The 15,715-nt window shown below is 57.8% G+C and carries 11 protein-coding genes; 6 read left to right on the top strand and 5 right to left on the bottom strand.

Annotated elements, in window-relative coordinates; all coding sequences use genetic code 11:
• Both Q0650_RS13155 and tkt read right to left on the bottom strand, forming a co-directional pair.
• Positions 1-2,243: Ig-like domain-containing protein (locus tag Q0650_RS13155; protein WP_298819674.1), on the bottom strand; the 2,243-nt coding region annotated here is incomplete at its 3' end.
• A gap of 209 nt (positions 2,244-2,452) precedes the next feature.
• The gene (gene tkt / locus Q0650_RS13150) at positions 2,453-4,465 is read right to left on the bottom strand and encodes a transketolase (protein WP_298819672.1); all 2,013 of its coding nucleotides are present in this window, start codon (positions 4,463-4,465) and stop codon (positions 2,453-2,455) included.
• A 199-nt stretch (positions 4,466-4,664) separates the two neighbouring features.
• Between tkt and Q0650_RS13145 the strand changes: the two genes are divergently transcribed.
• The 3 genes from Q0650_RS13145 (at position 4,665) to hisF (ending at position 6,944) form a co-directional block, all read left to right on the top strand.
• Positions 4,665-5,165 (top strand): hypothetical protein, encoded by a 501-nt coding sequence (locus Q0650_RS13145; RefSeq protein WP_298819670.1) that lies wholly within the window; start codon positions 4,665-4,667, stop codon positions 5,163-5,165.
• Positions 5,166-5,220: 55 nt separating this feature from the next.
• Positions 5,221-6,006 (top strand): hypothetical protein, encoded by a 786-nt coding sequence (locus Q0650_RS13140; RefSeq protein WP_298819669.1) that lies wholly within the window; start codon positions 5,221-5,223, stop codon positions 6,004-6,006.
• A gap of 152 nt (positions 6,007-6,158) precedes the next feature.
• On the top strand, positions 6,159-6,944 hold the full coding sequence (gene hisF / locus Q0650_RS13135; RefSeq protein WP_298819667.1) for an imidazole glycerol phosphate synthase subunit HisF: 786 nt from the start codon (positions 6,159-6,161) through the stop codon (positions 6,942-6,944).
• A 433-nt stretch (positions 6,945-7,377) separates the two neighbouring features.
• On the opposite strand, the gene Q0650_RS13130 is transcribed toward hisF, so the two are convergent.
• On the bottom strand, positions 7,378-9,366 hold the full coding sequence (locus tag Q0650_RS13130) for an NHL repeat-containing protein (RefSeq protein ID WP_298819665.1): 1,989 nt from the start codon (positions 9,364-9,366) through the stop codon (positions 7,378-7,380).
• A gap of 312 nt (positions 9,367-9,678) precedes the next feature.
• On the opposite strand from Q0650_RS13130, the gene Q0650_RS13125 reads away from it, so the two are divergent.
• Genes Q0650_RS13125 through Q0650_RS13115 form a run of 3 tightly spaced genes read left to right on the top strand, consistent with a single transcriptional unit; the run spans position 9,679 to position 13,118 of the window.
• Positions 9,679-10,803 (top strand): glycosyltransferase family 4 protein, encoded by a 1,125-nt coding sequence (locus Q0650_RS13125; RefSeq protein ID WP_298819662.1) that lies wholly within the window; start codon positions 9,679-9,681, stop codon positions 10,801-10,803.
• A complete protein-coding gene (locus Q0650_RS13120) occupies positions 10,800-11,897 on the top strand; it encodes a glycosyltransferase family 4 protein (RefSeq protein WP_298819660.1) in 1,098 nt (365 codons plus the stop codon). Before Q0650_RS13125 ends, Q0650_RS13120 begins: the two co-directional genes overlap by 4 nt.
• A gap of 15 nt (positions 11,898-11,912) precedes the next feature.
• Positions 11,913-13,118 (top strand): glycosyltransferase family 2 protein, encoded by a 1,206-nt coding sequence (locus Q0650_RS13115; RefSeq protein ID WP_298819659.1) that lies wholly within the window; start codon positions 11,913-11,915, stop codon positions 13,116-13,118.
• Positions 13,119-13,142: 24 nt separating this feature from the next.
• On the opposite strand, the gene Q0650_RS13110 is transcribed toward Q0650_RS13115, so the two are convergent.
• Positions 13,143-13,946: a hypothetical protein gene (locus tag Q0650_RS13110; protein ID WP_298819657.1), complete on the bottom strand. Its 804-nt coding sequence runs from the start codon at positions 13,944-13,946 to the stop codon at positions 13,143-13,145.
• A gap of 216 nt (positions 13,947-14,162) precedes the next feature.
• The gene (locus tag Q0650_RS13105) at positions 14,163-15,701 is read right to left on the bottom strand and encodes an O-antigen ligase (RefSeq protein ID WP_298819655.1); all 1,539 of its coding nucleotides are present in this window, start codon (positions 15,699-15,701) and stop codon (positions 14,163-14,165) included.
• Between the last annotated feature and the right edge of the window lie 14 nt (positions 15,702-15,715).

Here is a 15,715-nt window from a genome sequence, read left to right as displayed (position 1 = left end):
CACGTCACTGCCACGCTTCCACTCACCGCGTCAACGGCGGTGGCGCTGTAGGTCACTACCGCCCCAGCCGGCCCGGTTGCTTCAGCAGTAATGCTGTCAGGGAGATCAAGAGCAGGAGGCGTTGTATCAATTGTGAAAGAGACAGCCACATCGCTGCCCAGCGCAATTCCACCCACGCTGGTCAGCGTAGCGCAGGCAAGTAGCATGTATTGACCGTCAGGCAAAGGTTGGGTGACGGGAATAATCGTAGTTGTCGCATCAGTAACACTTACTGTGCCGATCAAATCAGGATCAGGGCTGCTGCACGTTGCAACAGTGCCGGCATACAGACGGTAACCCGTCGCAACAGCGCCGTTGCGCAGACGTTCGGCAAAGGTGATTCGCAGCTCACTTATCGGCTCGTTCAACAGAGCGCCATCGTTGAGGGGCGTCTCGGTAGCGCCATCACTCCGCGTTATCAACTGCACGGTTGGCGGAACGAAGCTGAGACGGCGCCCAAAGACCTCAAACTGGCGATCAGCAGCAACACCGTTGAGATAGCCGGCCCAGACGGTCATAAACCGCCCGGTTTCGGTGGCGATCACCCGCGGCGCAACCCGGTGCCAGTTGACCGGATTGAGGGTGGTGGAACCAGCGGTTTCAGCCTCGCCTCCCGGCAATGGGCGAGCCAGGCCACTGGAATTCGCTTGAAAGGCGGCGGGACCAAGCGCCGGTGTGCTGCCGATCAGAAAGTTGCCACCACCAATTTGAGCCAGCGGCACACTGCCATCGGTATCTGCGTTGAAGCGTTGACCGAAAATCTCGAAGCGATCGTTTACGGTTGGATCGCCCCGCCAAACGACCAGCCACTCACGATTGAAAGCATCGTAAGCCACATCGACATCGAGGCCTTTAAACCGATTATCGACGCCGTTAGAACTAAAACTTACTCGTTGTCCGCTGACACTGGTACCAAAACCGGTCGCCTGACGGAGGCTGACATACACTTCTTCGAAGCCGTTGGTTTCATCGCCAAACCACGCAACCAGATACTGATTGCGATCAGGATTGTAGGCCACGGCTGGCCGATAGGCATCACAACTGGCATTCGCGCAGGCATTTGTCTCACCAACCTGAGAAATGCGATGATCATCACGATAGTTCGCGCCAATGTCAGGCAGAAGGTGAGCCTGAACCCCATCGGCAGCCAGGACCTGCCCATAGATCTCAAACTCGCCGTCTTCGACACCGCTAGCGTTATTGTCAGCCGACCAGACCACAAACCATTGATTATCGACGCTGTTATACGCAATAGCGGGTGTCACTGCATCATAATCGGGCCGAACGTACCCTGCAGCGCCGGTATTGAATCCCGCTCGACTGATAAGAAAATCGTTCGCACCGATTTGACCGATGAAGCGGCGGTTTGGATGGGGGTCAAGTGAAAAACGTTGACAGCGGATCTCAAATTCGCCGCCTTGCTCGGCAAAACTCTGAGAGAGAAAGCCATTCGCCCGGTCATCAGACCAGCAGATCAAGAACTCGCCATTCTGACTGTTATAGGCAACAGCCGGTGATAAGGCATCCCAATCCGGGTTCCGGTTCTCAAAGTTGTTGCGGTAGAACAGCACATTGATTTCCGAGATGCGATCATCGCTGGGATTGCCACACTCATCACGAATCAAGAGTTCACCGTCGGCGGCGACCACCTGCACGTAGATTTCATATGCGCCGCCAGCGCGATAACCGGCGCGACCGGCACCGGGATTATTGCAGTCGATGAGCGGATTGGTATTGTCAGCCGTCCATGCAACCAGGAAGACGTTATCGCGCGCGCTGTAGCTCACTGCCGGGCTATAGGCATCAAATGGATCGCTGGCGAGATCATTGCCGTTGCGACTGATACGAAAAGCTGTGCCGGCCAATTCAGCATCGGCAGCAGTTGGCGCGACGAGTTCGCCGGTAGCCGCATCGACAAACTGCCCGTAAATCTCAAATTCGTTTGTGCCACCACCAGCTCGCGGACGAACGTAGACTACGAGATACTGATTCGTCACCGGATTGTATGCCACATCTGGCTCAAATGCATCGAGCGCCGGCGCAGCGTCACCAATGCGTTCATCACTCTCGCCAATCACACTATTGAGGGCAATGCCTGCCGCCATTTCGGGTGACATCAGTGATCGCGCCGCAACGATGGTTGGTATACCGGCAAACATCCAGGTGATCGTTAGCATGGCAACAAAGAAGCGCCATAGTTGCATAGAGACCCCTTGTCAGGCGAAAAAAACTTGTAGAGACACGCTTGAGCAGAGGTGATGGATGGCAACAACGGCTCAGTAATCAAGATAGAGGCGGAGAATGTGAAGGCAATGAATAAGTGTGAGCCAAAAAGGTGACGAAAAGTTAAACGGGTGTGGTGACAAGACCACACCCGTCGCGTGAGGGGGCGTCATGCTGGCCGAGAAATCGACTAACTGTGGCGCGCAAGCTGCTCTTTTACCGTGGCTACAATACGTTCCACTGTCAGACCCAGTTCAGCGTAAATACGCTGGAAGGGAGCAGAAGCGCCAAAACGATCAACCCCGATGATTGCGCCATCACAACCGACATAACGCTCCCAGCCGAGCGAACGACCGGCTTCAACGGCCACGCGCGCTTTGATAGATGCCGGCAGCACTCGCTCGCGGTAAGCGGTATCTTGTTGATCGAAGAGTTCGCGGCATGGCATACTGACGACTTGCACACCGATTCCTTCAGTCGCCAACTGCTCGGCTGCTGCCAGCGCCAGCGCCACTTCTGAGCCGGTAGCGATGATGATCGCCTGTGCTGGATTGGCAGCCCGCAACACATAGCCACCGCGCAACACACCATCAGCGGCGCCAAGCTGCGCCCGATCAAGCGTTGGCACATTCTGGCGGGAAAGAATGATGGCGGTTGGCCCATCGACGCGCTGAAGAGCCAGTCGCCAGGCCATTGCCACCTCATTGGCATCACCCGGTCGCGCGACCAGCAGATTGGGAATAGCGCGCAAGGCTACGAGATGTTCAACCGGCTGGTGGGTAGGACCATCTTCGCCGACTCCGATACTATCGTGCGTAAAGACGTAGATGACCCGCAACCGCATCAGCGCCGCCAACCGAATCGCCGGGCGCATGTAGTCGCTGAATACGAGGAAGGTCCCGCCGTAGGGAATGATGCCACCGTGCAACGCCATACCGTTAAGGATTGCGCCCATGGCATGCTCGCGCACCCCGAAATGGAGATTGCGCGCGCTGAAGTTATCGCCACTGATCGAGCCTAAGCCTTCGAGATAGGTAAAATCGGAGGTATGGAGATCTGCCGAGCCGCCAAGCAAGCCGGGCAAAACCGGCGCGAGCGCCTGCAACACCGCCCCAGAGGCAATCCGGGTACCCTTTGCCTTCGGATCGGGGGCGAAGACCGGTAACGCGGCTTCCCAACCTGATGGTAACCCGCCCGCTTGCAGCACATCCCACTCTGCGGCCAAGTCAGGGTACGATGCGCGATAGCGCTGGAGCATTGCCTCCCATTCACGCTGACGAACGGCACCCACTTCTACGGCCAGTTGCATATGGTCATACACTTCAGGCGGCACGTAAAAAGCCGGCTCCTGCGGCCAGCCCAGCGCCGCTTTCGTCAGTCTGACTCCTTCGACGCCAAGCGGTTCGCCATGAGCTTTGTGACTGCCGGCCCGCGGACTACCATACCCGATCACGGTGCGAGTGATGATCAGCGACGGTCGCTGGTCATCGGCAATGGCTTCGGCCAGGGCCAACGCCACCGCCGCCATGTTATGGCCGTCAGCGTACAATACCTGCCAGCCGTAAGCGGTAAATCGCTCGGCCACGCGCTCGCTCCAGGCCAGTTTCGTTGGCCCAACCAGCGAAATATCGTTGCTGTCGTACAGCACGATCAACTTACCCAGCCGCAAGTGACCGGCCAGACTGGCCGCTTCGTGCGAGATACCTTCCATGAGGTCACCATCGCTGGCAATCACATACGTATAGTGATCAACGATGGGGAAGCCAACTCGGTTGAACTTTGTTGCCAGCCAGCGTTCGGCGATGGCCATGCCCACTGCGGTAGCGATTCCCTGCCCCAGCGGCCCGGTCGTCATCTCAACACCCGGCGTGTCGTGATATTCGGGATGGCCGGGCGTGCGACTGCCCCACTGCCGAAACTGCTTCAAGTCGTCGAGGGACAAATCATAACCAGAGAGATGCAACAGCGCATAGAGCAACATCGAACCGTGACCGGCTGATAGCACAAACCGATCGCGATTGGGCCAGTGCGGATCGGCGGGATTATGCTTGAGAAAGCGCGTCCAGAGCACATACGCCGCATCGGCCATACCGAGTGGCATGCCCGGATGGCCGCTGTTGGCTTGCTGGACGGCATCAATGGCCAGGGCACGGATCGCATTGGCACACAACTGATCAATCGTAGCAGTGGTGGTTTCGTTCATGCAGCAGGTTCTCCTTCTCTGCGCGCCAGAACAACCGGCGGCATGCAGTCACTTCTCTGCTACTCATCATACCACTGACCGCATGAAACGCTGCATTGAGCGTTACAGATTCAATCTTTATCCTTTATCGAGCATTGCGACATAAGCAGCTAAATTTGTTATGATGGAGTCATAATGAAGAGCGTGACCGCGAGGCGTTATGTCCCAACCGCTGATCATTTTGGATACCGATCCGACGATTGAGGGTCTCTGGGTGGCAATCGAAACGGCGCGCGCGCAAAGTTATCCACTCACTGGCGCCGCATTCCGCCTGACGCGACCGCCGCAAACGCCCTTCGAGGCGCTCGATGCGGCGGCGCGCGAGCTTGATTTTCAACCGCTTGGTGAGCGCTGGATTGAGGTGCCACGCCGGATCGCGCTGAAGATTGTAACCCATATCATCGCTCACGATCTGGCTTACCCTGATGAAATTGTTCCCACAACGCAGGCTACCGAACTAGCCGGACGGGTGTTGGGGTTACTCGGGACGCGGGCACGTTACTTTACGAACGGCGCGGTGAGCGGAGATTTTGCCATCTACAATATTCATGGCGAAGAAGTTGTCGGCTGGCGCTCACTCAGCGAAGCGCCGTTCGATCACGGCATTATTGCGCTTGACGAGCAACGAGTAGTGGTATTGTGGGCTGAGGATGCGCCATAGGCGCAGGTCAAGGCAACGCGATCAGCCGGCAGACAATTAGAAACTGACAGACGTGATGAACCAGAGTCGTTCCCTTAACCCATCGGCGTTGACCGCTCCCTTCCGCGTGTTGTGGAGCGCACTGCGCGATCTATTTGACGAATTTCTGTTGCTCACCCTGGCAAATCTGATTTGGGCAGCGATGAGTGTGCCGCTCTTCAGCATTGCATATGTCGCAATGGTAAGTAATGCGGCATTGCCAGCAGCCGCAGCAGCATTGCTCGGCGTTGTGCCGGCAGCGCCGGCCTTCGCCGGTCTGTATGCGCTGAGCAAGCGGATAAGCGAAGGACGGGCCAGCAAACTTATCGACTTTTTCGTCGGGATGCGGGCTTACGCTGTGCCGGCCTGGAGGTTGTATGGGGTCTGGATGGCAGGCCTGGCGTTGATCCTGTGGAATCTGGCTTTCTACATCAATGTTCCCGGTATTCTGGGCGGTATCCTGATCGGCTTCTTCCTCTATCTGTTTATGCTCTGGTCGGCGCTGATCATATATGCCTTTCCACTGATGGTGCTGCTTGATCGGCCTTCACTGCGCCAAATTGGCCGCAATGCGCTGATTTTGATCGTCAGTCGGCCAGTCTATACCCTGGTCACGATGCTGCTGATGGGTTTCACGTTGCTGGTCAGTAGTGTGGTATTGATCGTACCTTTTTTGCTCTTCACCGTCTCACTGCTGGCATTGTGGAGTGTTCGCGCCACGCAGTTTCTGATCGACGAAGCACAGGCAAAACGGGAAGCTGCCGCTGAAGCTGGCTCGCCGCCCGAAGAGCGTGGTCGGCGCGGGCAAGTGCGGCCAAAGTAGGCAGGATGGCTCGACTATGTCGTTGGGCCATCAAGCCGAACGGAGAGCATATAGTCATTCTTGCCAGATAGATCAGGCAGACCCTCAACAAGGAGATGGAATAACAGCGGCTGTTAGATCACGGCGCTGTACGCATTCTTGAGGAATTACTTATGTTAACTCGACGAATTATCCCTTGTCTTGATGTGAAGGCCGGTCGGGTCGTGAAGGGAGTGAAGTTTCTCAACCATCGCGACGCTGGCGATCCGGTTGAGCTGGCTGCGGCTTACAATGCTGCCGGAGCCGATGAACTGGTCTTCTACGACATTACTGCCTCAAGTGACGAACGGGCCATTATGGTTGAAGTGGTTGAACGGACTGCCGCTGAGGTGTTTATTCCGCTGACGGTCGGCGGCGGGTTGCGCAGTGTCGAAGATATGTATCGGATGTTGCGGGCCGGCGCCGACAAGGTGAGCCTGAATACAGCCGCTGTGTATAACCCCAATCTGATCGCCGAAGGCGCGCGACGTTTTGGCAGCCAGTGTATCGTGCTCTCGGTTGATGCCAAACGAGTCAATGCTCCCGGCGAACCGCCGCGGTGGGAAGTTTTTACCCATACTGGCGCCAATCCGCGGCCAACCGGCCTCGATGCCATTGAGTGGATCAAGCGCGGGATCGATCTGGGCGCTGGCGAAATCTGCATCAATAGCATGGACGCCGATGGCGCGCGCACCGGGTATGATCTCGAACTGCTCCAGGCCATCACGGCGTTCTCGCCGGTGCCGGTCATCGCATCGGGCGGGGTTGGTTCCCCGCGCGATATGTATCGCGGCATCGTTGAGGGTGGCGCCGATGCGGTACTGGCCGCTTCGATCTTCCATTTTGGCGACTATTCGGTTGCCGATGTCAAGCGATACCTGGCCGAACACGGCGTTCCGGTGCGCCTGACCGGGAATTAAACACGCTCCTTGCGCCTCGTTATCAGATCGCTCCGGTGACGTTCCGCAGAGGCTCATGCCTCGCCGCTTCGCAGGCAACGCATGCGGCAACCCGCTCTGTTGCCGCCGAACAGCTCCGTCCGAGCCATGTTCCCGCAGGAACGTGGCGCGTCAGTTCGAGGAACACCCGAATCATTGTGCGCCGCGCAGACATGGGCACGGTAGCCGGCGCTATGTCCTGAGGTTCAGGCGCATCGCCTGAAGGCGAACACTGCGCAGCCCGAAGATCCACAGTGGCAGCAGGATCGCACACATGTTCACTGCGCGCTGAAGCGATCGAGCAGTCTGCCTGCCTGCGCGCACTTAAGCGCGACGGCTTGCCGCAGGCCCCCGATGTCATCAGATACATGGCAGAGATGAGGTAATGTGCCTCATCTCTTGCTGGCCATATGGTTTATGGCACACCGATCAATGCCACCGCATCAATCTCGCTCCAGCTCCCATCGCGCTGGTCGAGAGTTATCCGGGCACTGACGATACGGGTCAGGGTCTGCTCAACGGTAATCGTCTGGACGAACGGGCATTCGGTGGCAGGGGCCGGTTCGGCCCGATAGACAACTCTGACTGTACCCTGCTCATCGATCAATTCCACCTGAACGATATAACCGGGCTGGTAGTTTTGATGGATAATCAGACCGGTTGCGAACAGCGGTTCGGCAAAATCCACGGTGAGCGTCTCGCGGCTGCCGGGTGTGGCCGGCGCCCAGGCATTTGGACTATCCTGACATGTCGGCACATCTGGTGGGCCAATGACGCCAGCCGGATCGTAATCAGGAGCATAAAAGCTGCTGGCAGCAGCCGAAACAGCCCACTGTTGCTTTATCTCACCAGCCGGCGCAATCGGCTCCGGGGTCAGGGCCAGGGCCGTCGCCATAGCAGCAGTATCGACTTGCAACCGGAAAGCAGACACTGCGCTATACTCGCCGCTATTATCGCTCACCCAAACCACGCCGCCGGGCGCAGCCACAATCCCATTGGGCAAACTGATCTCGCCAGGGTTGGGGATACTACCAGGCGTAGCCAGCGCGCCACCACGCGCGACAATGGCGCCGTCGGGCGCAAGCTTCAAGATAGCGCCAGCGTAGGTGGCAAGGTAGAGATACCCGGCGCGATCAAGGTCAAGCACCGGCCCGGCGAATTGGGAGGGATTGGCCGGATCGCCAAGACGGGCCAGCACACTACCATCGGGGGCCAGTTTCACGATTGCGCCAGAAAAGCTCTCGGCCAGATAGATTGCGCCGCTGCGATCTACGACCAGATCGGAAGGAGCCAGATCTGTCGGGAGCGCAATGCGCTCAATGAACTGGCCATCGGCGCGGAAACGAACGATACTGCTGGCAGCCATCCCATCGACGCCGGGACGGGTGTCGATCGCATAGATACTGCCATCGGGGCCGATAGCGATGCGCTGCGGCGCCGATAGGCCAAACTGATCTGGCGCATCACCATGACCGCCCCAGCGGTTGATAAAGACCCCATCGGCGCTGAAACAAACGATAGCATTTCGACCATAATCGGCGACATACACATCACCGTCAGGGCCTAGCGCCACGTCGTAAGCATCGAGCAAAGCATCAGCGCCAAAGGTAGCGCGGAGCGTGCCATCGGGAGCAAAGACCCAAACACCCCGCCCGCTCTCGGCCAGATAGAGCGTGCCGTCAGGCGCTGCCGCCAGACCGCGCGCGGCGAGAAAGCGACTATTAGCCGCGCCGCTGCGTCCGCCAAGCCGCAAGACAAAGCCGGGTGGGCCAGAGCGAACGATCTGCGGCTGCGTCGCCAGATCAAGCGGCGCAGGTGTCGGGGTCGGCGCGGGCAACAGCTCTAGCGCCGCTAAAATATCGGCAATGACAGGTTGTTCAGTTTCCCATCTTGCCGATGCTGCCTGCGCCAGGATGCGCACCACTCGCGTTTCATCGACCAACACCAGCAATTGGCCGGCGCTGGCCGGACCGCTCAGACCGGCAGACAGCCCACGCGCGGTACCGATCTGTATCGGTTGCGTTGGCATGATCGTGTAGCCAGCAGGCTGGATGACGCTACTTGCCAGCTCGAAGACCGTCTCAGGATTCGCGGCAGCCGCGCCGTATTGCGCGATCAACGGCGCCAGCGGCGCCGTGTCAATGATGATGATTGGCGCGTCAATCACGTTCGCAGTCAGGGTAGCCTCATCGGGTGCAACCCTGACGATATTGCCATCAAGCCGACTCTGCCACCCCGCCGGCAAGCGTAACCGAATGCCGATTTCAGGCAACGTCATTTCCTCACTCAACACAACAGCGGTTGGAGTTGGCGCTACCGGCGTGACCGGCAACGGTTGCGGCTCAGCAGCGCAGGCCGCTATCCCTATCGCAACCAGCAACACAAACAGGTAAGAGAGACGCATGCCGCTTCCTTTGCGATGGCGCATAAGCATCAATCACGACAGCAGATCGATATCGCTTCACCTGAACACCAAATAAGTGGAGCCAACTCTGTCGCTCGACTACCGACGGATCGCCGAACAGATTACATCAATTCTCTGCAGGTATACCACATGTGCCACCGGTCAATGACGGCAGACGCAGGGCTAGCGGTATGAAAACATTGCAAACGTAATTCATATTTCATTAACGCGAAGGTTATACCCATTCGCTATACTCTGTGCAGACAGCAAGCAAGATGTCGCGCCAGGCACATTGTAAAGCGGGCAATCCCGATGAACCAATCAGCTCTCTACAACATTGGTTTTGTGCTCGAGCAGGCCCTCGGCCACGTAACCCACGCCAAAAATCTGCAAGTGAATATCAGCCGCGATCCCGATGTGCGACCACATTGGGCATTGATCCCTTTTGAGACAAAGGGTTTGGCGGCACGCATCCCGGTCTACAACAGTAATTGGACGGTGCGCGCCGGTCTGCGCGCCAACCGCTCGCTGAGCCGTTTGGTCAGGCACACGCCCATCGATGCGCTCTTTTTCCATACGCAGGTACCCGCCGTGCTGGCCGCCGGCTGGTTGCGCCGGTATCCCGGCATCGTGTCGCTCGATGCCACCCCGTTGCAATACGATCAGCTCGGCCCCTATTACCAGCACGATCCCGGCCCACCATGGCTTGAGCGGATCAAGTGGCACCTCAATCGGCGTTGTTTTCGCCTGGCGCGCCATCTGGTCACCTGGAGTCAGTGGGCAAAAGAGGGTCTGATTGATGGCTATGGCGTACCGGCAGATAAGATTACCGTCATTCCACCCGGCGTCAATGTGCATGAGTGGCAACGACCAACACCGCGCGCGCGTCATGACGGGCCGGTGAAGATCCTGTTTGTCGGCGCAAACCTTGAACGCAAGGGTGGCTTGCTTCTGCTGGAAGCCTTCCGTACCCTGCGACCACTTGGCGTCGAATTGCATCTGGTCACGAAAGATCAGGCGCCAGACGAACCGGGCGTGTTCGTTTACCGCGGCATGCAGCCAAACAGCGCACCCCTCAAGGAGCTATACCATCAGGCTGACATCTTTGCCTTGCCCACCTATGGCGACTGCCTGCCGATGGTGCTATCAGAAGCGGCTGCCGCCGGTCTACCGGCGGTTACGACTCGCGTCGCCGCTATTCCAGAAATTGTCCGTGATGGCGAAACGGGATTGCTCACGCCGCCCGGCGACCTGGCGGCGCTAACCGAAGCGCTCCGGCGCCTGGTGATACGGCCTGATGAGCGATTACGCTTTGGCGAGCGAGCATTCACCCATGTCGCGCGCGCCTACGATGCGCGCCGCAATGCTGGTCGGCTATTGGACATGATAAAGGGCGAAATCGATCTGGCCCGAATGCAAGAGAGGATTCCCGCGTGAATCAAGTTTTGCTTACTGTTTCAGGCGTAATACCAGACAACCTTGAAGCTGAGATCGCTGCCGGTCGCCGTCCGCGCGCCGACTATCTCGAACTGGCTCGTCATTTTGAAGCCGATCTGATCGATTATCGGATCGCGCGCGCCACCAGTGGGCTGGTTGGCCGTCTCTTCGAGCGCATTGGCGGGCCTAACCTGCTGCTGGCCTGGGCCTGTTTTACCCGTCGTCATCATTACCAGGCAATCTTTACCGACGGCGAACAGGTAGGTCTGCCGCTGGCAGCGCTGCTCAAGTTCTTCAGCCCTAACCGCCGCCCACGCCACCTCATGATTACGCACATCCTCTCGGTGCCGAAAAAGATGATCTTTCTCGACCGATTCGGTGTTCATAGCCACATCGACCGCTTCATTGTCTATTCGACATGGCAACAACGCTTTATTACCGAACGCTGGCAGTTACCACAAGAGCGGGTGCCGTTTACACCCTTTATGGTTGATGACCAGTTCTTTCACCCACGCCATGCCCCGCCTCAACGCGCCTCGCGGCCACAGATCTGCGCTGTCGGTTTGGAACGGCGCGACTATCCAACCTTGCTCGAAGCCGTTCGCGGCCTTGCTGTTGATGTCGTTGTTGCCGCAGCCAGTCCCTGGTCGAAGCAACGCGACAGCACTCAGGGACAGGTCATCCCAACCAATGTGCGCGTGCAGAAGTTCAGTCAATATGAGTTGCGCCAGCTCTACAGCGATAGCGGGTTTCTGGTGATGCCACTCGAACCGGTTGAGTTTCAAGCCGGCGTCACTGCCATTCTCGAAGCGATGGCGATGGAACGGGCCGTGATCTGCACCCGCACTCCTGGTCAAACCGATGTGATAGTCGAGGGTGAAACTGGCTTGTATGTGCCACCACGCGACCCGATGGCATTACGTGCCGCTATTGAGCGACTGCTGGCCGAACCAGAAACCGCGACGCGCATGGGTAAGGCAGGCCGCCGGCTGGTCAGCGCGCATATGAACCTTGACCATTATGCGGCGCGCCTGACCGGGATCTTGCGCGAGACACTGGCCGAATCAAGCGTGGCCCGCGCCCCGGCGCAGTAGTAAGGAGTGACTCAGATGACGCTTGCCTGGCTTGTGCTCATTACTGTCTGCTGGATCGTTGGTGGCGCGCTGGCACTAATCGTCGCCTACCTGCTGCTACTGACTATTGCTGCGTTCTTTGCGCGCCGAACCACTCCGCTGCGCGATCAACCTGGCACCCGCTTTACCATTATGATCCCGGCCCACAACGAAGAGCGGTTGCTCCCCGATCTCCTGACTAATCTTAACCAGCTCGATTACCCGCGTCATCTTTACCAGATACACGTGGTGGCCGACAACTGCACTGACCGTACCGCCGCGGTTGCAACTGCTCACGGGGCCATTGCCCACGAGCGGTTTGATCCGGTGTTGCGAGGCAAAGGGTATGCGCTCGAATGGCTGTTGCAGCAGATTTGGGCCCGCAACGAACCAGGCGACGCCTTCGTCATTCTCGATGCCGATTCGGTGGTGTCAACCAACTTTCTACGGGTCATGGATGCCCGCCTCGCGCGCGGTGAGCGTGTCATCCAGGCCTACTATGCCGTGCGCCAGCCGGAAGGAGCCTGGAGCGCCGGCATTCGCGCCGTAGCCCTAATCGTACTGCACTATTTGCGTCCACTGGGTCGGATGGTACTGGGGGGATCGACCGGTTTGAAAGGCAACGGCATGGTCTTCGCAGCCGATATTCTGCGTCGCCATCGCTGGACAGCTTCGCTGACGGAAGACATTGAGTATCATATGACGCTCATCCTGGCCGGTGAACGGGCCATGTTTGCGCCTGACGCGATTGTCTGGGCCGAGATGCCCGACAACCTGCGCTCGGCGCAGAGCCAAAATGAGCGCTGGGAGCGGGGTCGCCTCGAGATGGTGCGTCGCTATGTGCCGCAACTGCTCCGCGAAGGCTGGCGCCGACGCAGTTTCTTGCTCATCGATGCCGCCATCGAGCAACTGATTCCACCCTTCTCGGTCGTAACCGGCGCCAGTGCCCTCGTTGCGCTGGCAGCGCTGATCGCGCGCGATCCGGCGACACTGGCCCTGGCCGGGTTCATCATCGGCGGACAAATCATTTACATTCTTAGCGGACTCTTCCTGGTTGGCGCGCCATGGTCGGTCTATCGCTCGTTGCTGTTTACTCCTTTCTATCTGGTCTGGAAGCTGTGGCTATATGCGCGCCTGCTGCTTGGTATCAAACCGCGCGATTGGATCCGCACGGCGCGCAACCGCGCCCCTGGTCGTAGATGATAGCAGGCCAACCGGTCAAGAACGTTATGGCTGGTCTCGCACCAGCCACTCGATTTGATCGATGTAATATTGTGGCACCAGATCGCTGCTCGTTTTGAGATAAAAGCCGGTGACGTAGGTATATTCTGGTTCGTAGATCAGATCGTCGAGCCAGACATAGATCTCGGCCCATTCACCCGGCGCAATTGCCCGATTCAAACCAAGAAAATAGAGTCGAGTTTCGGGGAAGAGCGGCTCGGTGCTGTTCGTAACACGACCTTCCAGGGTGACCGAATCGTCATCAGGCTGCCAGTACGGTACCCGATTGCTACCCACGACTGCAACCGTCATGGCATCATTTGCAATTGGTGTGTCACCACCACTCAAGCGAAACCGCAACGCCGCCACCTGATCGCGACGCAATTCGATCCCGCTATTCGGAGTTATGGTAAAGAAGAGAATGCCGGTACTTTCGCTGGGCGTAACAGCGATAGCTTCCCGCCCCAAAGCCACCACGCCGGTCTGGGTCAAGATCAGACTGTTCAAGAGAGCGCTGTTGTCTACGCTCCAACCTGCGCTCAACGCATCGCGGTAAACCGGCACAACCCGCAGGCTGCTGACCTCATTGGCGGCAATCGTGGTTGGAGTCGCGGTTGGACGCACCGGCAACGGCGCGCGGGTTGGCGGTGGCACAAATGGAGTCGCCGTTGGACGTTCCTGGAAGAAGGGGGCGATGGTAGGAGTTGGGACACCCGCTGCGGCAGTTTCAACCGACAAACGGCGGCTACAGCCGGTGAGCGTCATCAACACAAACAAGCAGAGGATGAAACTAACGAGCTGCGCGCGCATATGATCCTCATCTTAATGTATGTGCGGTAAGGGGCGAGCGTGAGAGTACTATCTCTCACTATTCAAACGCGCGGCAGGACGAATGGGTCGCAGCGTATGAAGGCGCGGGAGAGATAAGATCAACCGCGCGTTGAGGTTACTCAGGTTGCAATTTATCCTCACTGCTGATTGATCGAGCTGCCAGCAAGCGCCAACAGCGCAGTTGCTCGCGATACGCTATCCCGATGGTTGATTGTCGCGCTGAGCCTGAAACACCCGCCAGCGATAGACTAACGGCTCTTCGCCGGCGGCAATCTGTGGCAAAGCGTTAATCACGCCCATCATCGTGCCGACAAAGACCATGCTACCACCTTCCCAAGACATATCAACGTAAGCGTAGACAAAATGGGTGAAGATGTAGAGCGTCGCGGTGAGGGCAAACACGCGCAACTGGCCATGCGGCATGAGGCGAACCATTCGCGCGCCGTAGAGCATCGTCAATGCCAGCAACAGAATGAAGGCGAAGAAACCGATCACGCCGATCTTCATCCAAACCCACATGATGGAGTTATGAGTGATGTATTCCCACCATTCGAAAAAGCTAATATCGGGCATTGGCACAACCATATAAAACTTATTGCCAAACCCGATACCGGTTAACGGCGCGCTGCGAATGGTGAACATGATGTTGATATTCTCTAAATCACGATAAATATTCGAAGCAGCATCGCGAGCGCTCGGTTGACCGATCACCGAACGCACTGCGCGAGCCAGAATGCCGAGTGGGCCTTGATTGTTCCAGAAGACAACCAGGTAGGCGACAAATGCCGCAGCGCTGGTCGGGGCGATGAGAAAAAAAAGGCGACGATTTTCGAGGTAGAGCAACAAGACGATGAGACCGATGGCAATCCCCAGCGTGAGAAAACCGGCGCGGCGAAAATTTGCGATCAGGCTAAAGAGCACAAATGGCGCCATCAAGATCAGCGAGAAGCGCCGGGCAGCGCTATCGCGGTAGAGCCAGGCCGCAATTAAGAGCACAAAGAAGAAATTGAAGTGGATCGACATTGCATGCTCAGCAATGCGTTCGACGCCGGCGAGATCCCATTTCAGTACGTCGTGTACGTACCATACACCGGCCACACCTTTAGCAAACAAGGCCACCGTCGCCACCCAAAAGAGAGTATTGAGCTGTGACCGGGTCTCGATCAAATTGCCGGCCAGCAACAACATCAGCGGCAGGTAGAAGATTGCCCGCACTTCCCACAGCGCGATGACTCGATTGCCACCATTTGCCAGCCCATACGCCAGCCCAATAGCGTTGAAGAGCAGAAAGATTGTCGCCGGCCAGAAGAGAGGGCCAAAGTGGATCCGTGACAGGCGTCGTTCCGCCGCCACGCGCACAAACCAGACTACCAGCGTCCAGACGATCGTCAGCTCTTGAGGGCTGAAGGAGAACGAGTCGGACATATACATGATCGACTCGGGACTCGATAGATTTTTGGTAAACGGATACCAGGGATGGAGCGAGCGATCGCCGAACAAGGTCAAGCCAAGGATGGCGTAAAGACCGAAGCGAGGCTGGATGGCGGTAGCCACCAACACGCCGCCGAAGATTAGAAATGACAACACCGACTCGGGCGCCATCTGGCGACGTAACAGCAGCATCACCGCGCCGGTCAGCGCGCACACTGCCAGGAAGAGCAGCCACCAGCGCCGTTCGTTACGGCGAGCAACAGTAGCGGCGTCAGGATAGCGGGGAACCAACAGATCGAGCATAGGAATATCCGGCG

Source organism: uncultured Chloroflexus sp., from assembly GCF_937129525.1.
Taxonomy (GTDB): Bacteria; Chloroflexota; Chloroflexia; order Chloroflexales; family Chloroflexaceae; genus Chloroflexus.
The sequence above is the reverse complement of the archived record's forward strand: the minus strand, read 5'-3'. Positions and strand labels throughout refer to the sequence as shown.